A 20958-nucleotide genomic window follows, 5' to 3' on the forward strand; every position below is an offset into this window, starting at 1 on the left:
TCAATTTCCATTTCTATTCATTTAATTCTGAAATCGAAATTCGATATAGCTTATCGTCATTCTCCTGTGGTGCACCGCGCCCATCTGTATTATTACTAACGAAATAAAGGAAATTATCCTCTATGAAAATATCCCGAATTCTACCTAGTCCAGTTATTACTTCTCGTTGTTCACCTGTTTCAAGGTCAAATTCTAATACAGCAGATCCTCTTAATGCGGCAACATACAATTTACCATTATAATAGTCCATTCCAGATGGAGCCCAAGTGTCTGCCTCACCTGAAGTGAATAGTGGTGAAACCATCCCTTCTTGTTCCTCATCGCCTTCAATAATCGGCCAGCCGTAATTTTGACCAGCTTCGATTAAGTTGACCTCATCATTTGCTCGGCTGCCGTGCTCACTTGAATAGAATGTACCATCAGACGACCAGGTAATGCCTTGGGGATTTCGGTGTCCATAACTATACACATAGGAATCTGGAAATGGATTATCACTTGGAATGGAGCCATCAAGATTCATTCGTAAAATCTTTCCACCTAGTGAATCAAGATCTTGTGCGATACTCGGTTCAGACGCATCACCAGTTGTTGCGTAAAGCATTCCATCGGGGCCGATTTTAAGCCTTCCGCCATGATGGTACGTACCACTTGGGATATGATCGAGAAGCAAACTCTCTTCCCTCCAAATGTTATCTTCCAAACGGAGGGTTACAATACGGTTAAATTGTCCAGAGTCATCTACATATGTATAGTTAGCATAAGCTAGATTTGATTCAGAAAAGTCGGGGGCAAGCACAAATCCTAATAATCCTGCCTCGGGGGCTGTTGAAATATCTTGCTTAAGTTCTACGCTTTGTCGTTCCACTTCTCCATTTTCCAATTTTATGATGGATCCTGGTCTTTCTGTTAAGTAGAAAGTATGATCACGCTTTTCTATTGACCAAGGAATTTCAAGATTTTCTGCAATCACTTCTAACTCTTCATTCCCCTGCTCATTTGAAGCAGTTTGCTCGTTGTCTATTGCATTTTGTTGTTCATTTGATGAACAGCCAACGAGCAGGGAAACGAATAATAAATATATACCTAAATTTATTTTCATCCTTTATCTCATCTCCTATTGGGTTTCTATTGATTGATGTCTTTTATAGTTAAGTTGGACATGAAGTAAGGTCTATAAATTAAGCCAACATATTCTTTAATAAAAAGGATACCCAAAAAGAGGGCACTGAAAAAGGAGAAACGCCCTTTTTCAGTGCCTCCCCCCAAAAAAAGGCTTTTAGGACACCTTAAAAATACTTTGAAAACCAACCTTTGACGTAACTCATATTGTGCTAGTGTCAATCACAAAGCGATACTTCACATCTGAAGCTAATACGCGTTCGTATGCCTCGTCAATTTGATCGGCCGAGATTACTTCAATTTTAGGAACAATATTATGTTCTGCACAGAAATTTAACATCTCCTGAGTCTCACGGATTCCCCCAATCATTGACCCTGCAAATGAACGACGATGAGGGATGAGCGAGAACACATTGACTGACAATGGTTCTGCAGGCGCGCCAACGTTTACTAGAGTTCCATCTAGCGCTAACAGCGAGAAGTAAGCATTAATGTCTATTTTTGCACTTACCGTGTTAATGATCAGGTCGAAAGTTCCAGCAAGTTTAGTAAATGTCTCAGGATCACTTGTGGCATAGTAGTCATCGGCACCGAACTCTAGACCATCTTCTTTTTTCTTCAATGATTGAGAGAGAACGGTAACTTCTGCACCCATGGCGTGTGCAATCTTGACAGCCATATGACCAAGACCGCCCATACCAACAACCGCTACTTTCTTCCCTTGACCAGCATCCCAATGGTTAAGTGGCGAATATGTCGTAATACCTGCACAAAGTAATGGTGCCGCTGCATCAAGCGGAATGTTATCTGGAATTTTAACTACAAAGTCTTCAGTTACAACTATATGTGTAGAATAGCCACCCTGAGTCGGCTCACCGTATTTGTCAACTCCAGCGTATGTAGGAACATTTCCTTTTAGGCAGTATTGTTCCTCTCCTTTATGGCAGTTCTTACATTCACCACAAGAGTCAACCATACAACCGACCCCAACTCGGTCACCTATTTTATACTTTGTAACGTCAGGCCCTACAGCTGTAACCACTCCTGCAATCTCATGTCCAGGTACGAGAGGATAGTTCACTTCACCCCATTCACCGTGAGCAGTATGGATGTCAGAATGGCATATGCCTGCATATTTAATTTCAATTAGAACATCATTCGAATCAAGATCACGTCGTGTAATTTCAGCTGCTCGAAAGGGTTTGTCTGGACCGTCGACAGCTCGTGCTTTAGCAGTTATCATAGAAAAACCTCCAAATAATTATATTTTTCAAGAGTAAGAGAATTGCTTGGAAGCGAAATGAAGAAATCATGATAAATTCTTCTCTATTCATCACCTACTTTCTCTTGCAAAACAATAATAATCCTTATAGTTAACTCTAGGTCAAGCGATTAATTAATAATTTCTTAAGATGACCCACACTTTATACACCTTTCATATTAATCTATCTATTTTCCCTTTAAGGCGTTTTGACACTCAGCAAATACTCTAGTAATATACCCTCATAATATCGAGTTAACTCGAGGTCTATATCATTAATAATCGGGAGGAAATAGATGAAGACATATTCTATTAGCGAAGTTGCCAAAGAATTAAATCTAACAGTATACACCTTGCGTTACTACGACAAGGAGGGACTTATGCCCTTTGTAGAACGAACATCTAGTGGGGCACGATTGTTTAAAGAATCCGATATCGGCGCTTTAAAAGTAATTGAATGTCTAAAATCTACCGGGATGCCTATTAAGGAGATTAAAAGTTTCATTGATTGGTGTTCGGATGGGGATTCCACGTTGCAAAAAAGACATGACATGTTTTTGGGGCGAAAAGCCATTGTCGAAGCACAGATGGAAGAATTAAAAAAAACAATGGAACTTATCGAACATAAATGCTTATATTACAAGACTGCTTTGGATGCCGGAACAGAAGATATTCACCAAAAAAATAAAATAGAGATTAATTAATCAGTAACAGAAAACCACCTGTATTTCATGAATGTTTATGAAATACAGGTGGTTTTGTTTGGTTCCTACTACCACTTACGTATAGTAAGCTCCTTGCGATTTTTCATTTTTTCATCTCCCCATATACCTCCATCGTAAATTCTTTAAACGGTGTAGAAGGCAATGAGTTGTAATTAGCATATGCCTGTTCGATTGACTGGGAAGCCGCTTGTTTATCACCTAGCTTACGATGACATAGAGCTATAAATGTATCTACGACATACAATATTGATAAATCAAAAGGATGATGTACATCTGGAATGACAACCTTATTTAACAAAAATAACGCTTCTTCATAGCGACCTAAATAATAACAAGCCTTTCCCTTTTCCAAAGTAAACCAAGAATCATAAAACTCGAGTGTATCCGAGTCTGAAAGCAACTGATCAACCTCTTCCAATGCCTTTTCATATTCCTTTTCTTCTGAGATGAGGGCCATGATATGGAAAAGCTTATAAAAATATAAAGAGAACTTATTGTCCGCGAACTCCCCGTATTGTTTTAGCTTTTCTAAATAGAAGTTTTTCTTCTTCTCATCCTTTGAAAGCATTCCCTCGCAGGCTGCAAGTCGATATAAATCATCTATACGGTAAAAGACCTTTTTTTCCTTTGAAAACAGGATCGCATTTTCCATGATCCTTATGGCTGACTGAGAACTGCCTACAGCAAAATGTAATATGGCTTCATGATAATCAAGGTCAAGCCTTGTTAAAGGGTCAATATAAGCAAAAGTTGTTTCGATGGTTTTTCGTTCCTGTAAAAAGATCGTTAAAGCTTCGTCGTATTTGTGTTCAAGAAATTTTTGATTTACCCAAAAAATAGCAATGGAAGCCCGATTAGTAGAGATATTCAATTGATCAAACATTTTTGCAGCATATTCGGATACCTCTAACCAGTTTTCTTTCTCCTCTTTCCAAAGAGAATAGCTATATATTTCTAATAGTCGGGCTGCCTCATACCCTTGAGGGATAACCTCCCATAAAGGCTCAATTAATCCAATGAGCTGTATATATTTATCAGCCTTTTTTTGATCAGGATCATTATATATTTTTTCCGCTTTTTCTAATATTCCTCGAAGTTCCTCTGAGCTGACAGCATCTAATAAATCAGTAACATCCACATCTAATCGTTTAGCTATATAAGATAAGCTTTCCATTGACGGATTTGCTTTATTGTTTTCAATTAAGCTGAGCATCCCTTTTGATAATTCTTTGCCAGCAAGTGCTTCAAGTGTAAGCTTTTTTTGCTTTCGTAATTTTTTAATATGCTCTCCAAGCATAATAGTCCCCCTATCCGCCCATTTGTTTAATTATATTAAACTTTTTCTTGAAAGGAAAGAGAAGAGCGTGGTATGATTTGTTTAATTAAATTAAACTTTTAAAGAGAAGGTGTGAAAATGGATGATAAGTGGAAAGTGAAAAAGGCGACCTATCACCTGTATACGTTTATAATTAGTAAGCTCGTTTCTACATTCGGGGCTCAAATTTATACATTCGCAATCAGTTTCTACATCTTACAGATGACAGGTTCTGCTACAAGCTTTGCGACGAACTTAATCTGTAGTATTCTACCAAGGGCCATTCTTGCCCCATTTGCTGGAGCGATTACCGATAGATACTCGAAAAAAACAATTGTTATTTGCGCTCAAATTGCCACCACTCTCACAATTGTTGGTCTTCTCATTGTAACGCTAACTTCTGGACTTTCTTTGCTTTCCATCTATGTTACGACCGTTATTTTGTCATTGGCCTCTACGTTTTCAGGAATAGCCTTTACTTCTTCTATTACTGGATTAATCGATAAGGAACGAATTCAAAAAGCCATGTCTTTAAATCAAATGTCGATCTCATTTGCAGCAGTTGGGAGCCCCGCAATTGGGGGAATATTATACGGAACGGTATCTATGCCTGTGTTTCTTTTGATCTATATGACCGCATCCATCCTTGCTGTTATTCTTGAGTCAACAATGAATTTCCAGCTTTTCAGTCAACTGAAAGAAGAGGAAAAAGGAGAACAGAAAGAATCGATCTTAAAGAGTATAAAGCTAGGCATTAGCTATTTGAAATTGCAGCCTGTTATTGTACTTATGCTGTGGATCGGACTTTTGGTAAACTTTTTGTTCGGAGCCTTTGAGGTAGGGTATTCTTATATTCTTATAGAAAAACTAAAAATGGAACCACAGCATTTTGGTTTTACACAAGGGGCATTTTCCGTGGGGATGTTATTGATGTCACTGTACTTTTCAATGAGAAAAGAAGTAAAATTTCCACTGCTTGTTTCCAAACGAGGTATCCTAGCGTTAGGTATTTTGATGGGAGCCGTTTCCTTACCGTTGATTAGCACATTAACGTATAACCTCGTATTTGCTTATTATTTGGTACTCATGTTCTGTCTCGGCTTAATCATTATCGTCATCAACACACCGTTACAAGTCATGTTACAAAACACAATCGATGACGCGTATAAAGGCCGTGTATTTTCGATTATCGAAACGATGTCCATGTCACTCATTCCTTTTGGTATGGTAATGTACGGCTTTCTGTACGATATCTTTCCGGGTCAATGGGTCCTCCTTCTGTCTGCGTCTTTCCTAATAATGGTTGTTCTTGTCCTTGCAAGACCATCGTTGCTGCGTAAAGCCCATCCAGATCTTACTGAAGAAAAAGTAGTGTTGGAGGGAAAGGTCAAAGAAATCAATGTAAAAATATGAACATGATTTCAATTGAAAAATAGCGGTGGTCTAGTGACCACCGCATATAAATAATTTGCTTTTGCTGTTTTGACGGATCCTCATTCCGTTATTCCAATCAAATCCTTTGTTTTGAGTGTGTTTTTGGATCCTCATTCCGTTATTTTCTTGTTTCGGGCTTAGAATCCAATTGTTTTGTGGCTTTAACGGAACCAGGATCCACTTCCCCCTTTTTTGGCGCACATTTCTTCAATTTAGCGGAATCAGGATCCTCTTTGTCTAACCATATTCCTTTTATAATACTCTACTAGTTTATTCTAATGGATTTTTCTTTTCATCTGGATAATCAATTGAATTGGCTACTTCAACTAACATTTCAGGAGTGACCTTTTTTGAAATCCTTTTAGGAATATTAAGCATATATTGCCAATTATCTCTTTCAAAAACGAGGGCTTCGAACGATTCCGAAACGTTTATAAACTTTGCTTCATATCCATTTTTTAGTTTATATAGTTTAACAATACGTTTATCTTTTATAGGAATTTTATGCTCAATAGATCGAACAAAGATAAAATAATGATTTTCTGGTGACTTATCATTGATAAACTCCAATTCAAGAGAATCGTTTATGTCACCATCTGCATCTGTAAACCTTCCGAAATGATGTGTAAAGCTTATAGGCGGGAGCCTAAGTGGCAGTTTTAGGTCTTGTTTGAAATGAAGCTCAAATTCTTTAACAGCCTCTTCAACCGTTTTATAACCAATTTCAGGATAAATTTCTTCAAAAGGTCGAGACTCACTAATTGTTTTTGCAGAAACTGTTTCACTGCTTACCCCACAAATAAAGGTACAAAAAATAACCATCACAAGAAATATATTTCTCTTCAATTGCATCACCCTGTATTGTATTTGGGTATACCTTCACCTAAAGATTGACAATTATTCATTTTTCATTAAATTCGTCGTAAGTAAAACAAAAAAGCGATGTATAAGCATCACAATATAATAGTTATAAAAATTGATTTGTCTCTACTCTAGTAGCTGTTTTCCCCTTAACCTGCTTTAACGTTGCCACTATAAGAAAACTAACAATCACTAATAAAAGCCATGAACTTAGCTTTCCTAAATGAACGAGACTCCACACATCAGTTTGATTTGGATATTCCCAGGCTCCAAAGAATGTTGCGATATTTTCGGCTATCCATATAAAAAATCCGATGAGCACAAAAGATAGGGCGAGTGGCATACGATAACGAGTTCCATCCACTTCGTATGTGACCCATGATTGCCAAAAAACGATAATGACCAGGCCAGATAACCACCAACGAACGTCAATCCAATAGTGATGGGTGAAGAAATTCAAATAAATCGCAGCTGCAAGAGGAACAACGACTAAAAACGGTGGCCACTTAATCAACTCAACCTTCAACCGCCGCCACGCCTGGCAAAGATAACTCGCTACACTTGCATACATAAATCCACTATACAAAGGCACGCCAAAAATTTTAAAATATCCTTCTTCTGGATAAGACCACGAGCCCATATGTACCTTGAAAAGTTCAAGAGCGAGACCAATAACGTGGAACAATGTGATCACCTTTAGCTCATCTCTTGTTTCAAGCCCAGAACTCACCATCCACCACTGCATAAGAAGGCAAATGATGAGCAGCCAGTCATACCTTGGCAGGAAGGGAAGTGGTATGACTTGTGTTAAAGCCAAAGAGGCAAAAATAATAACTGGAAACAAACATGATAGAGCCTGCTCCCAACCAAAACGAACGAGTTGTTTTACTGCTCTCATTTATTTTGCCTCCATTTACTCTTCGGCTTCTTTATCACTTCGATACTCTAAAATATCACCAGGCTGACAATCTAAAGCCTTACAAATGGCCTCTAAAGTTGAAAATCGAATCGCCTTTGCCTTTCCATTTTTCAAGATAGAAAGGTTAGCCATTGTTATTCCAACCCTCTCCGAAAGTTCTGTTACACTCATTTTCCTTTTAGCCAGCATCACATCAATATTGATTACAATTGCCATGATATCCACCCACCTCAGACAGTTAAATCATTTTCTGATTTAATATTGATCGCTTCTTGTAAAAGTTTTTGGAGAACCGCAGCAAAGACGGCGATAACCGATGAAGCAAAAATAATTACTAAACCGATGACGATGATACCAGGTGCGTCGTCCACCTCTGCGATGAGATATAAAAATGGCATGCCTACCAAATAAAGGATACCGATTATGACTGCGCAGTATTTTATCATTTTTAAAGCTCTTACAGAAATGTTAGAAAATGCTATGTTCGTATCAATATAGTTTAATAGCCTGAATGCCTGATACAAAGCAGTGAAAAATGGGATCGCTGTCCCATACATAATGATTAAAATGGGATATAGCATGTGGGCATAATCTGGATTTACTGGATTATTAGCCAACCAAGGTATGCCAAATAGACATAAACCAAGAACAGGAGCTCCAATCAGAATAACAGCTATCCTTAAAAAGAGTGTTGAACCTTGTTTCATAAAAAACACCTCTCATTTTTATTAATTTGATCATAACACAAAATTTATCGTTTTACGATAAATGATTATTATTTTGCATTATATATTTTCTGTATTTAGATATCCTGTTAAATTTCATACAAAGAAAAAAAGCATTCCTCATGACAAGAAACACTCTATTCGTAGAACAAATATTCTAACATGATCATCCCCAAGCAAGACTACGCTAACCCTAAATCAACTGTTGAAGGACTTTTACTTTGCAATTCCGACTTGTTTTGTTGTTCATAAGCTTTATGAACGACTTTTCAACTGCTTCTCCCACTGCTTTTGTCCCTCATCGGCTTTATGAAGAACTTTTAAACTGCTTTTCTCACTGCTTTTGTCGTTAATTGGGACATCAGAGACAAGTTTCTTGTCCCAAGTTATATGGTCAAAGTGAAACTGGGACACCTTTTCTGTCTGTCGCCTGTCCCAATTCTTTAAAATGTAGTTCTCTCACTGAATCGGGCTCATAGCCTTACCTCTTTAAAATGCCGATGAAGCGAAGCAACACTCATATTTGCAATTTCCGCTAATTCCTCAATGAATGTCTCCCCTCACTTCTAATTTGTACGCAATGATTTTTCTAGTTTATTTTATACATGTACCCAGTTACTTGGGTTATTAAAGTCACTATATTTTATTTTTCACTCCATTTAACAACTGCTATCTCGTAGTTACTATAACAATGCTCACCGTTACTAAGCATTAAAATTTTTTATTTGCATAAGTTCTTGCCATAGTTGAAGGGGAAAATATTATTCTGTATTTCCCTCTAAGTTTTTTCCTTACTAATTCCTATTAGCGCAATTACAATTATTCTACCTTATTCCCCTGTCCACTTGAAAAACGTTACTCACTTTTTTTCATAACCTTTTTTCTATTATTGGAGTTACTTCTATTTGAAATATTAGTTTTGACCCGTTACCCTTATTTAGGAATGATTTTATTTGGGAGGATATTTGTGAAAAACTTTATTTATTTGTTCAGTTGTTTCGTAATAAGTAGTTTCATAATAAGCGGCTGTAATCACTCTAAGTTAGATGCACCAGAAGTATTAGAAAACGTCATCGAAGAAATGCAGGAGATAGAAGAGTTTCGTTTTACACTTAGCTCTCATGCCGAGGATAGTGAGGGGCAACAGTTACGTATTTCTAGCGAAGGGGTCGCACAGTATGCTCCACGGGCTGGACAAATTAACATAAAAAGTGATTACGGTGACGGAGATAAAGTGTCAACGGACGTGCTTATATCTGATGACGCCATTTACCATAAAGGCACAATAAGGGAAGAGGAAGAATGGATTAAAAGTTCCTATCAACATACTCCACCCACTCCACTTGAGCAATTGACTCTTATTCAAGAATTTATTGATTCCTTCACTTTCACAGAAGAAGAGGATCATTATAGATTTGCCTTAACCTCGTATCAGGAAGGATTAGATATATTAATTTCGGCTATCTTCCCTTTCTTTCATGTGAGTGACGATCCTTTTATTGAATTTTTATTTTATGCATTCCGTCAAGACGGTATTTTAAATCATTTTTCCTACGAGTTTACAATTAATAAGGAATCATTCAAACGAGATTCTGAATCAATAGAACTTCTTTTAGATATTGGTGGTGAACTAGTAGATGATCCGATGACATTTTCTGAGCAACTTCATATTACCTATTATTATGATGAGATTGAAACGATTCACATTCCTGAGGCTGTCATCAATGAAGCCATGTCTTACGGAGAATACATTAGTGGTAGACAAGAAAAAACAGAAGAAGTTCCCATTGAAACAAAAGGGATTTCAGATGGGAATCATTTCAATGGAGCTAACTTTACATCCGATGGGGAGTGGATCTACTTCATCGATCACTTAGCTCATGACGGAATTTATCGATTTAAAAAAGAAGACATCGACAAAGGTATGAACAAAATCTCTGATGTTAGTGCTTCTAATATTAATATAACGGAGCATTGGATTTACTATCAGGATCCAACAGATGATAACCACATATATCGAATTAAAAAAGATGGATCAGATAAAGAAAAAAGTCTATATCACAATGCAATCGGTTTACGAGTCATTAATGATACCTTGTATTATAAAGATTTTGCAGGAACCAATAATCGTTCGCTCTATCAGTCCAAGCTTTCTAGTGCAACGACAACAACTTTTTCTCTAGTAGATCACCTGTTTCGCTTTACGATTCACCAAGGAAATGTTTTCTACCTAACAGATGATTTTTACTTGTTTGTAACAGATCTAGATCCAAATAACAAAATGAACTTTCCATTAACAAATCATCAGGTAGGTATGTTTCAAGCAAAAGACGGTTTTATTTATTATGAAAATCGTCACGACGGCAATACTATTTATCGTACACCTACCGACGGCGAGCGCTTTGAGAAGCTTACAAATGTTGAATCACAAGGATTTAACGTGACAGATGATAGTATTTACTTCACAAACGTTGACGATAATCTAGGACTATACAAATATGACCTAGAAACCCGAGAAACAACGAAACTCGATGATCGAGCTTTCTCCATTCAAGTGATTGATGATTTAGTGTTCTACCAGAAACATATTTCTAACCTTGAACTTGGCTGGTTTGTTATCAACAAAGATGGCTCCAATCCAAGACGCCTATATGTTAATTAGGGACTATGGGAAAAGGAACCCACCTTTAATGTTCCAAAAAAATGCTTTTTATCATCCACCTAGAATAAATGTCAATTATTAGGATACTACCTTTTAGAGTATACATATCGGGGATTCACTTGACCCTATTCAAGTAATGATGCCAATGTCGTGACACCAGACATTAAAGCATCCAATGGTGTAATCCATGTTATTGATAAAGTGTTAGTGCCCTAGGGATTAAAGGGACTCTATTTCCTTGTCTCAACATCATATGTTTAAAAGAGTGGGACACCTTTCCTGTCCCCTCTGATCCTCTGATCTCAACCTGGCCTCTTTGTCCCTTCAACAACTTCAACAATGTCCCAATTATATGTATCAACGACATAATTAATAGATTGAATTGTTAAGTAATCTCGTGAATCATAAGGAATCGTAATAGTTAAATCGCCGTCAGTGAACGAGTATGCCGTTACACGCTTAGTTCTTTCCTCCACTAGTCGCGTCACTTCTATTACATCATTCCATGCAATACTGTCTTCGGACAATGTCCAAAATGAATTTTTTTGAACACCGTTCTCGTCAAGATAGGCATAATGAGTAATAGAAAATACAAACAGAGGAACAGCTAACCCAAGTAAAAGAAGATGTAGCCATGTTAATTTATACGTTCGATCTCTCTTTTCTGAGTACATTTTTGTTAACAAAAATGAGAACAAAACAATAGCAGTCCAAACCATTCCAGCACCAAATCCGATATAAGCTGCCGTAGGTCTAATAAAAGACCAGTGATCAACAGAAAAGAACAGCCAATCTTGAATGAACATGATTGCCACAATTGGTACAAAAAAGGATGTAACAAGTAAAAGCATACCTGATGTGGCTATGTATGGAAATAGTGTATTAGAATCTGTGTTACGTAACACTTAAAACCCCCTCCTCCTTAATTTACAAAACACTATTAAGTACAAATAACAGGATTTAAACAATTTATTACCCTCTTTTGCATCCCCACTTTTTCCATGATTTGTATTTCTTCTATTCATATAGCCTAATTCCTCTTCTTGTATCTAAGGGACAGGTTCTTGTCCCAATGTCGTATGTTCAAAGAGTGGGACACCATTCCTGTCCCCCTGTCCCAAAAGTTTGTTTACCGAATGAACAAAGTTTGGTAAAATATAACTCGGAAGCGCTTACTTTTATAAAATGCAAAAAATGGAGGGTATATCATGAGCGTAAATAATTGGGCTCACCGTAAGGCGAACAAGACAATTAAACTTGTCGATGCAACAGGGAACCCTATTGCAGGGAAAGATGTAGCTCTAACACAGACAAATCATAAGTTCTTATTTGGCTGCGGTATTTTTGAGGCTATCGAAGTAGCAAACAAAAGTGTACCTGAAGACAGACTGGCATTTTTAGAAGAACAATTGGATAAGTTTTTAGATGTATTTAACTCTGCTACACTACCTTTCTATTGGACATTGTTCGAGCCTGAAAAAGGAAAACCACGCACAAATGAATTAAAAACGGCTGCGCAGTGGTTAAAAGAAAGAAATGTTACAGTGAAAGGCCATCCCCTTTGTTGGCACACCCTTACCGCTCCATGGCTCCTTGATATGAGCAATGAAGAAATTTTAAAAGCACAGTTTGATCGAATTGAACGTGATGTATCAGATTTTAAAGGGGTAATCGATACGTGGGACGTGATCAATGAAGTGGTTATCATGCCAATTTTTGATAAGTACGATAATGGGATTACTAGAATTTCTAAAGACCTTAGCCGTGTTGGAATCATTAAAGAGATGTTTGAAAAAACACGTGAATTCAACCCTAATGCTACATTATTATTAAATGACTTTAATACATCGATTAATTATGAAATCTTAATAGATGGTTGCCTCAATGCAGGAGTTGAAATTGATGCAATTGGGATTCAATCCCACCAACACCAAGGCTATTGGGGACGTGAGAAATTAGAACAAGTATTAGATCGCTTCTCTTCTTTTGGTCTACCAATACACTTTACAGAAAACACATTAACATCTGGACATCTTATGCCAGCTGACATTGTAGACCTGAATGATTACCAGATCACAGAATGGCCATCAACACCAGAATACGAGGAACGTCAAGCAAAAGAAATAGAAGAAATGTATTCAATTCTGTTTGAACATCCTCTCGTAGAAGCCATTACAACTTGGTCATTCAGCGATGATGGCGCATGGCTGGGTGCCCCTGCTGGCTTTCTTAGAAAAGATAATAGCCCAAAACCAGCTTATGAAGTAGTAAAGAGACTAATCAAAGAAGACTGGAATACAAATGTGATTTGTCAAACAGATGACAACGGATTCGTTTCATTTGAAGGATTCCTCGGTGAATATGACCTTGTCTGCGGGGATAAAAAAGTAAACTTTAAATTAGAGAAAGGTGTAGATACAGAGCAGATAATAATCTAAAAGAATTTCCAGCTAAAATGGAGGAAAGGGTGTACCCAAAAGGCTTTGACCTTTTGGGACACACCCTTTCATCCCTTGTCCAGAAAACTTTTAGCCCCAGACTTTTATATAATTATTCCCTGCTTGCAAATTAGCAAGTGGTCCTAACACACTCTTTTCTTGCCTTTGCTTTCCTAATAAATCCTTATCCAAGATTACTTCGCTTCCATCTGGATTTTCAAATTCTGCATCAACAATAAGTGTTCTTTCTAGAGTTTTGGTAGATTGAATTTCTCCAAGTAATGACTCAAAATCTTCTGGAAGCCCAATAGAAAGATAAACTTCTTTTCCTTCTTCGATGATTTTTATTTCTGGATTAAAGTTATCCACTACAGCACTTTCATTTTCTCTTTCAAACGATTCTGCGCCATTATAGTATGCATTACAATTAATATATACCGGTTGCTCAACTTGATGGAATGTACGATGGTCACCACCTTCTTGATCCACTGTCTCGATGTATTCCTCAAGTGAAGTTGTATAACCTTTATAGTGAACAGTACCAACATATTCATTTGTTATCTCTGCAGGGGTCTCTGCATAGGAACCAGCTACATTAAAAGAATCGTCGCCAATAAAGATATTATTATAGAATCGATCATCTCCACCATACACAGGAGCAAAGCCAGCTATCTCCGTACTATGTGGTACATGATATGGTGTTGCACGATCAAGCATTTTGCGTTGAACCATTTTCCCTCGAATTAGATTATTAATATATGCTCCACCTTGAGCATGGTTATCTAACGCATAGTCTGCAGTTAAAATATTGTTATCAACAATATATGGACCACTACTAACTTCAACAAACAAGTCACGGTTATTTCTATAAAACAGATTCCTGCTCACTCTCGTACCTTGTGTCTGCCAATCTAACCATGTTCCTAGCGAGCAGTCATGAATACGATTGTCATGAATTTGAACGTCAATTGCTGCGTGTAATTTAATGCCTGCAATCTCATGTCCATAAAACTCACGCTTTAATGCAATATTGTAAATGTGGTTGTTATAAATTTCACTGAATACGCAACCTAGATGACCTACCACACCATTTTGACCACAATCATAGATTGTGTTATTGCGGATGATATGGGAACCAATTTTTTCTTTACTCCAACCAATTTGTTTAGCAGAAAAGACTGACTCTAGCTGATATTGATAGCCTGGCTTATCTTTGCGAATACTGCGATCGTTATGACCCGTTGAAGCTTCTTTACCAATACTAATTGCACTACATTTTGCATCATGGATAATATTATCCTCGATAATCCATCCTTTACTCCAATGAGGACCGATTAATCCTGGCTGATCAGCTGTTGGCGGAGTCCATGGAGTTGCCGCCTGAGCCATTTCAAAACCTCTAACCGTAATATAATTGATACCAATTTTTTCTGGATAAAAACAAGCTTTACGTACATTAATCTCTACTAGTTCTTCATTAGGATTTGCTCCGTGAAAATTAGCATAGATGGTTGTATTGTATTCATCTACTTCTGTGTACCAAACATATTTTGTTTGTTCTTGGTTATGGACAGGAACAACTGTCTTTGTCCAGTGGTCTAACACTTCTGTTTTTACTTCTGGATCTTTTAACTGGTCAAAAGTTTCTGCCTCATAAAAGGACATGCCGTTTAAATAAACATCACCCAGGTGTCTTCCTGGATTATACACAACCCAGTCACCGAAAATCTCTTCTTTGTATGGATTAAAATCTCCGAAAAATTCATTTCGTAATTCAACTTTCCAGACAGTTCCTTCGACCTGTTCCCAATCTTGAATTTGCTCGGATCCTTTAATGACAACTTTTTCACCTTCAGCTGCCTGATATGTAATTCTTCTATACTCACTTAATCCTGCAAATTTTGGTTTCACCCATTCCCGATATTCTCCTTCATGGACAATAACAGTATCTCCTGCTTGAGCAACAGAAGCCGCCTTATTAATTGTTAAGAATGGATTCTGTTTTGTTCCCTCTGCATGATCTGAACCATTTTTTGCTACATGATATTCAAAGGCCATTATAATACTTCCTCCTTTATATATTAGAACTAGCTTCATTATAGGAGAAAAATTTAGTTTAGTTCTATTCAAAATATAGTATAATTTAAGACAATATTAGTGTTTGTTTTAAGGGGGCGAAGCTAGTGGGTTTTTTTGAACATCACGGAGTTGAAGAAAAAGAATTCTTTCGCTCTTCTAATCTAGTTAATTTTACCTTTCCTCTTCACTTTCACAGAGCTTATGAACTCATTATTATTAATGAAGGAGAATTACTAGTAAGTATTGACCAAAAAGAATATGTGATGAATAAAAATGATATCGCATTCATTTTTAATAACCAAATGCATGAATTTAAAACCATGGACCATTCCAATATTTCCATCGTTATCTTTTCACCTGAATTAATTGGAGATTTTTTCATGAAATATAAGGGGTATATCCCAGAAAATAATGTGATTCACTTAAGGAAAGCCTTCGATTTAGATAATCTAGACTCTATTTATAGACAGAAAAGTTTCCTGTATGATATTTGCGGTAAATTGGTCGATAATACTGAATTTCTTCCCGTAGAACACTCAACAAAAACGGAAATATTACATAAAATTCTCCTTTATGTCGATAGGAATTATAATGAGGATTGTACGCTAAAGGTAATAGCAAAACAATTACAATACGATTATACCTACCTGTCTAAACTTTTTGTACAAATGACAAATATAAGCTTTACTGAATACTTGAATCAATATCGAACTTCACAAGCCTGTTATCTATTAAAAAATAGTTATCAATCGATTAGCGAGATAGCTATGAATTGCGGTTATAATAACCTTAGGTCATTCAATCGTAATTTCAAAAAATTCACAAGCCATTCACCAAAAAAATTCCGAGAACTAGCTTAGGGAAAAGGACAGAGGGGACTGGTTCCTTTCCCCTGAAGACTGTTGAGAGAATCATTGGATTTAAAGTGGGGATTGGAGACTCCTCTAGTGTGAACTATTTGAAAAAGGTTCTAGATCAATGCTTCTTCCAAGAGCTATGGGATTTACGAACGGAAATTTAAAATAAGTCCCTCGCCTTGCTTCTTTTAAGTAATAAAAATAGCAAAGGATTGTTCTGGGTACAAAACACGTGCAATGGTCACCTAAATTAGGGGTTATTCTAGCAACTGCTGGAGCGGCAATGAGCTTAGAGGCGATTTGGAAGTTTCCATATGTCTTCACAATATATTTCAGCACAAGAGTTACAACAATATATGAATTATTAGACTTCTTTTATCATTTCTACTCTGTTACCAAATGGGTCTCTAAACTCAAACCGATCACCCTTTGGTATCGTAATTTGCGCATGATGCAATCCATCATTAAAAGCCTCCCTCTCTCACTATGCTAAAGTTGCTGCTGAAGCAAACAAAACATAAATGAGAAAATAAGTAAACTACATACAAGAGTGATCGTTGTTCCAGTTTTACTTTCGATCTTTCGAATATAAAAAAAGGAAATTATTACCCTAAATGCCAAGAGTCTTTTGCTTCTTTCGTTCATACTATCATATCTTATTTCATCGAAACGAAATGGGTGAAACTACTTATCTTTCACCCATTCCTTAACCACTTCCACAAACTTTTCGTGTAATGCATGTGTTGATTGTGATTTGTATTCTTTTGCAATATTGATAAATGAATTATCATAGTCTTGTTCTTTTAAGATGTGATTCATTTTATCAATAATGTATGAATCAACATATATTGGGTTTAATTCTTTTGCAATATATACTTCTCTACAATCAACTTGAGCATCTTTTGCCCCTGTGATAGCTAACACAGGACATTGAATCTTCTTTATATCATCTTGTACATTATAGGATAGATGCTCTCTTAGCCATTTGGCATTTACTTTCATAAATGAATGCCAAAAACTGTCCCTTTTTGAGCTATTGATTTTTGAGATTAAGTTTTTCGTTTTCTTTTCTTCGTTTTTTGTGATTCCGATCATATTGATGATAAATCCTTTAAATCCCTTTAAGTCCTGCAATTCTTGAAACAGTTGTTTTCTTTGTTTCCTTAACGTATGTTCCATCGACTGATAAGTTCCTGCCAGTAAGATAATACCAGCTAAACGTTCTTTGGAATTTAGTGCAATCGCTAGTGTTACACCTTCACTATGCCCTAATACAAATACTCTTTCTCTATCAATTTCTGGCTGATTCTTTAGAAACTCAACTCCACTTTTGGCATCATTAACAAAATCCCACATTCCTGCTTTATTGAACTTCCCTTTACTCTTCCCTGTTCCTCTTTTATCGTAGCGTAAAGTAGCAAAACCAAGAGACGTGAAAAAAGCAGCCAAATCTTTATAAATGTTTAATTCTATTTTTGGCCATTTAATATTACCATCTCTGTTGCCTGGTCCAGAACCGGAGATAATTAATACTGCTGGGACTTTTTTAGCGCTTCTTGGTAAAGTTAGTGTCCCTTGTAATTCATATTCAGCTGTGAATGAAACTTCCTTTTCTACAAATGACTGTTCCAAATAGTCACCTCATCTCCTATTTTTTTCTAAGCGTTTATATCCTTTTTTGTTTTTGTGTAACGTTTAATGAAGCTCAAGAAAATTCCCAATACCGATATAATCGCTATAGCTATTACTGTATTACTAAATAATGTTAACACTAATTTCCTTTTATTGTGATAAAAATGTAAATAAGCGTCTTCGTTTGTGACGGAAACGCTTCTGTTACATCATAAAGAAAACCAACTCTTGAGCATTGATTTGGTTTGTTGATTGACTATTGCTTTGTGCGCATCTGTTAATTAAAGTACATACTCAAAATATTTTTCGTGTCTTATTACTAAATAAATCCTCAAGAAACGTATGGTAATACAAATCAACTACTGGCTCAAAATACTTGGAAAAGTGCTTTACTCTTAAAGGGGCTTTGAATTTATAAACAAAAAAAACAATGGAACACAAAGATAGCACCAAAGTTATTAAAGGTCGCTTACTGAATAAATAACTGTAAACTAACATCTTTACATAGATTAAACTGGACCAGAGAATATTCCAACCATGAGCAAAGAGAATTAACTTTTTCTTATGTGCTACATATTCAACAACACAAGCAATTAAAACAAACCTTATAAGGTAAATAACCTGCCTAAATAATTCACTTGGCATATTCGATAAGAACATAAGTGTTATAAATGGAGTTACTATTAATACATGAACTAGCCTAATAACCAACCAATGAACACCATTTGGAATGAATTCCCAAACAAGGTGCCTTCTAAAGAGAAAGTAATAAACTACATTAACTGAACTAACATAAAGCATATTTTTATAATATTTAGGAATATCTCGGATAGAATTATTGAAAATACTAAGCATTATAATACTTAGTATCAAAACAATATGTTGCCTTCTTTTTCTTTTTTTCGTCATTTATAATCCTCTCTTTAAATTAAATTAATTTTATTTTCAGTATAAGGTTTCCCGAGTCCACACAAATTACTCTCTTAGTCTTAGTCTCAAACACTTGGTGATTCTAATTTAATTGAACTTACTAAAATATCTAATGCACCGCCCGAATTCAACAATAATTGATTCATAATCATTACTGAACAGAAAAAACCTCTTACGAAATTTCATTCGCAAGAGGTCATATTTCTAATAATATTATGATTTTGTACGACGTGAACTCATCCATTAGCTATTTTTGAACCCACACCTTTTCTTTTAAAACTTGCCTCCACCTCCCATTCTTCATCCGTCGGTGGATAAGTTTTCTGCACTTTAAAGGAAAGAATCAATGCCACTAGCGTCAATACACCAATCATCCCAAATGCGATAATGGCTCCAAATATATCAGGATTCACGATCTGAGGAAGATTAGCTCCAGCCCTTTCTGCCGTTGTCATCGTTGTTACAAGTAACCCAGTTCCAATAGACGCTGACATCTGGCGCACCGTATTCGAAACCGCTGACCCATGGGGAATCAATTTTCTTGGTATTTGATTGAGCCCTGCTGTATTAACAGGCATCATCACCATCGAGAAACCAAACATACGAATCGCATACATCACAGATAAATACAAAATGGATGTAGTTGTATCAATGAAAAGAAAAGCAAAGGTGGAGATCGTCATGATAATTAAACCAGGAATTGCCAACACCCGTGCACCATATCGGTCAAATATTCTTCCTGTAATTGGAGCCATGAAACCTGTGATCAATGCTCCAGGGAGTAAGACAATTCCCGCCTCTACTGCCGTAAAACCACGCATGTTGTGCATATACAATGGAATCAGTGTCTCAAGCCCGATAAGACCCAAGAAGCCGATACTGCAAATGATGGTAGAAAGAGTAAACATACGAGCCTTAAAAACACGGAATTCCAGCATCGGATGGGACAAACCAAGCTGGCGCTTAATAAAAAAGTAGATCATTAACACTCCAAGGACTAGGAAGATTATCGTTTGTGGACTCCCCCAGCCATTGTTCCCTGCACTAGTGAACCCGTACAGAAGTCCACCAAAACCAAAAGTAGATAACACAATCGAAAATGGATCGACTTTCCGGTTTTTTAGCTCCGTCACATTCCTCATACTAAAATATGCTAACACCAACATCAGCAGTGCTAAAGGGATAATTCCATAAAATAAATAGCGCCACTCATAATTCGTGATCACCCATCCAGACAACGTTGGCCCGATCGCTGGTGCAAATGAGATCACAAGACCAATATACCCCATAGCCGCCCCCCGTCGTTCTACAGGAAAAATAAGTAAAAACACCGTCTGCATTAATGGAAGCATGACCCCTGCTCCAATCGACTGAATAATCCTGCCTGTAAGTAAGATAGGAAAATTAGTTGCCATGGCCGCGATCACAGTTCCAATCGTGAAGATTGCCATGGCCGATAAGAAAAGCTGTCTCGTCGTAAATTTTTCAATTAAAAAAGCAGAAATGGGTACCATGATACCCATCACAAGCATAAAAACGGTCGTTAGCCATTGCCCCGTATTCGCCGTGATATTCATTTCCACCATTAGCGGGGGAATCGCTGTAATCATGAGCGTTTGATTCAAAATGGCAATAAAAGACCCTATGAGTAATAATCCAGCAATCAGTACTTTACTATAATTCTCTTTATTTTCCATATAAAAACCCCTAATTAATCATATCTTCAACCATTATAAACTCGGTTGAAGTGGCTAGTTTTTTATTTACTTAACAACGTTCGCATTCCTTTATGTCTGGTCCTGTATATAAGTATATCTCAACTATTATATTTCGCAATACGAAATACAGACCTTTTTTTAAAGGGACATCATGGACAGATTCTGAATTGAACCCAGAAAGTTTGACACCTTCCCTGACCCAATTCCTCAAAAAAAGTACCAACTATTCTATAAATAATAAATTGAAAGTTGGCACTTTTCATTGTTCTATCTGCTAAAGTGC

At 36.7% G+C, this 20958-nt stretch carries 16 protein-coding genes and 2 pseudogenes; 7 read left to right on the forward strand and 11 right to left on the reverse strand.

The genetic code is table 11. The annotated features are described in order from the left end of the window. Positions 1 to 13: 13 nt before the first annotated feature. Complete coding sequence (locus MF646_RS00290) at positions 14 to 1099, reverse strand: PQQ-dependent sugar dehydrogenase (protein WP_250094488.1); 1086 nt, start codon at positions 1097 to 1099, stop codon at positions 14 to 16. A gap of 222 nt (positions 1100 to 1321) precedes the next feature. Beyond that, positions 1322 to 2362, reverse strand: coding sequence for an NAD(P)-dependent alcohol dehydrogenase (locus MF646_RS00295; protein WP_250094489.1), 1041 nt, complete (start codon positions 2360 to 2362; stop codon positions 1322 to 1324). A gap of 314 nt (positions 2363 to 2676) precedes the next feature. Here MF646_RS00295 and MF646_RS00300 point away from each other — a divergent pair, with 314 nt between their 5' ends. Next, positions 2677 to 3084: a MerR family transcriptional regulator gene (locus MF646_RS00300; protein ID WP_250094490.1), complete on the forward strand. Its 408-nt coding sequence runs from the start codon at positions 2677 to 2679 to the stop codon at positions 3082 to 3084. A 103-nt stretch (positions 3085 to 3187) separates the two neighbouring features. Here the strand turns inward: MF646_RS00300 and MF646_RS00305 are convergent, their stop codons facing one another. Further along, on the reverse strand, positions 3188 to 4402 hold the full coding sequence (locus MF646_RS00305) for a helix-turn-helix domain-containing protein (protein WP_250094491.1): 1215 nt from the start codon (positions 4400 to 4402) through the stop codon (positions 3188 to 3190). Positions 4403 to 4519: 117 nt separating this feature from the next. Here MF646_RS00305 and MF646_RS00310 point away from each other — a divergent pair, with 117 nt between their 5' ends. Then, entirely contained in the window at positions 4520 to 5833 is a 1314-nt protein-coding gene (locus MF646_RS00310; RefSeq protein WP_250094492.1) for an MFS transporter, read from the forward strand. A 291-nt stretch (positions 5834 to 6124) separates the two neighbouring features. On the opposite strand, the gene MF646_RS00315 is transcribed toward MF646_RS00310, so the two are convergent. From MF646_RS00315 to MF646_RS00330, 4 genes are all read right to left on the reverse strand, one after another. Continuing rightward, complete coding sequence (locus tag MF646_RS00315) at positions 6125 to 6700, reverse strand: hypothetical protein (RefSeq protein ID WP_420842466.1); 576 nt, start codon at positions 6698 to 6700, stop codon at positions 6125 to 6127. Between the two features lie 121 nt (positions 6701 to 6821). Next, entirely contained in the window at positions 6822 to 7613 is a 792-nt protein-coding gene (locus tag MF646_RS00320) for a DUF817 domain-containing protein (protein WP_250094494.1), read from the reverse strand. Positions 7614 to 7628: 15 nt separating this feature from the next. Further along, positions 7629 to 7850 (reverse strand): helix-turn-helix domain-containing protein, encoded by a 222-nt coding sequence (locus MF646_RS00325; protein ID WP_217228465.1) that lies wholly within the window; start codon positions 7848 to 7850, stop codon positions 7629 to 7631. A gap of 14 nt (positions 7851 to 7864) precedes the next feature. Continuing rightward, entirely contained in the window at positions 7865 to 8341 is a 477-nt protein-coding gene (locus tag MF646_RS00330) for a DUF2975 domain-containing protein (protein ID WP_250094495.1), read from the reverse strand. 985 nt (positions 8342 to 9326) lie between these two features. Here MF646_RS00330 and MF646_RS23360 point away from each other — a divergent pair. Both MF646_RS23360 and MF646_RS00340 read left to right on the forward strand, forming a co-directional pair. Further along, complete coding sequence (locus MF646_RS23360) at positions 9327 to 11021, forward strand: DUF6612 family protein (RefSeq protein WP_250094496.1); 1695 nt, start codon at positions 9327 to 9329, stop codon at positions 11019 to 11021. A 144-nt stretch (positions 11022 to 11165) separates the two neighbouring features. Then, a pseudogene (locus MF646_RS00340) lies at positions 11166 to 11237 on the forward strand (fasciclin domain-containing protein); the annotation flags it as partial. Between the two features lie 86 nt (positions 11238 to 11323). Here the strand turns inward: MF646_RS00340 and MF646_RS00345 are convergent. Beyond that, positions 11324 to 11926 (reverse strand): hypothetical protein, encoded by a 603-nt coding sequence (locus tag MF646_RS00345; RefSeq protein ID WP_250094497.1) that lies wholly within the window; start codon positions 11924 to 11926, stop codon positions 11324 to 11326. Positions 11927 to 12229: 303 nt separating this feature from the next. On the opposite strand from MF646_RS00345, the gene MF646_RS00350 reads away from it, so the two are divergent. Then, complete coding sequence (locus MF646_RS00350) at positions 12230 to 13459, forward strand: endo-1,4-beta-xylanase (protein ID WP_250094498.1); 1230 nt, start codon at positions 12230 to 12232, stop codon at positions 13457 to 13459. A 90-nt stretch (positions 13460 to 13549) separates the two neighbouring features. Here MF646_RS00350 and MF646_RS00355 read toward each other — a convergent pair whose 3' ends face one another. Then, positions 13550 to 15517, reverse strand: a complete 1968-nt coding sequence (locus MF646_RS00355) for a right-handed parallel beta-helix repeat-containing protein (RefSeq protein WP_250094499.1) — start codon at positions 15515 to 15517, stop codon at positions 13550 to 13552. Between the two features lie 125 nt (positions 15518 to 15642). Here MF646_RS00355 and MF646_RS23365 point away from each other — a divergent pair, with 125 nt between their 5' ends. Continuing rightward, entirely contained in the window at positions 15643 to 16398 is a 756-nt protein-coding gene (locus MF646_RS23365) for a helix-turn-helix domain-containing protein (protein ID WP_250094500.1), read from the forward strand. 32 nt (positions 16399 to 16430) lie between these two features. Further along, positions 16431 to 16559 (forward strand): annotated as a pseudogene (locus MF646_RS00365) (tryptophan 2,3-dioxygenase); the annotation flags it as partial. A 520-nt stretch (positions 16560 to 17079) separates the two neighbouring features. Here the strand turns inward: MF646_RS00365 and MF646_RS00370 are convergent. Further along, positions 17080 to 18027, reverse strand: coding sequence for an alpha/beta hydrolase family protein (locus MF646_RS00370; protein WP_250094501.1), 948 nt, complete (start codon positions 18025 to 18027; stop codon positions 17080 to 17082). Positions 18028 to 19193: 1166 nt separating this feature from the next. Beyond that, a complete protein-coding gene (locus tag MF646_RS00375) occupies positions 19194 to 20654 on the reverse strand; it encodes an MDR family MFS transporter (RefSeq protein ID WP_250094502.1) in 1461 nt (486 codons plus the stop codon). Between the last annotated feature and the right edge of the window lie 304 nt (positions 20655 to 20958).

Origin of the sequence: Halalkalibacter alkaliphilus, from assembly GCF_023555415.1 — a bacterium.
GTDB classification, from domain to species: Bacteria; Bacillota; Bacilli; order Bacillales; family Bacillaceae_D; genus Halalkalibacter; species Halalkalibacter alkaliphilus.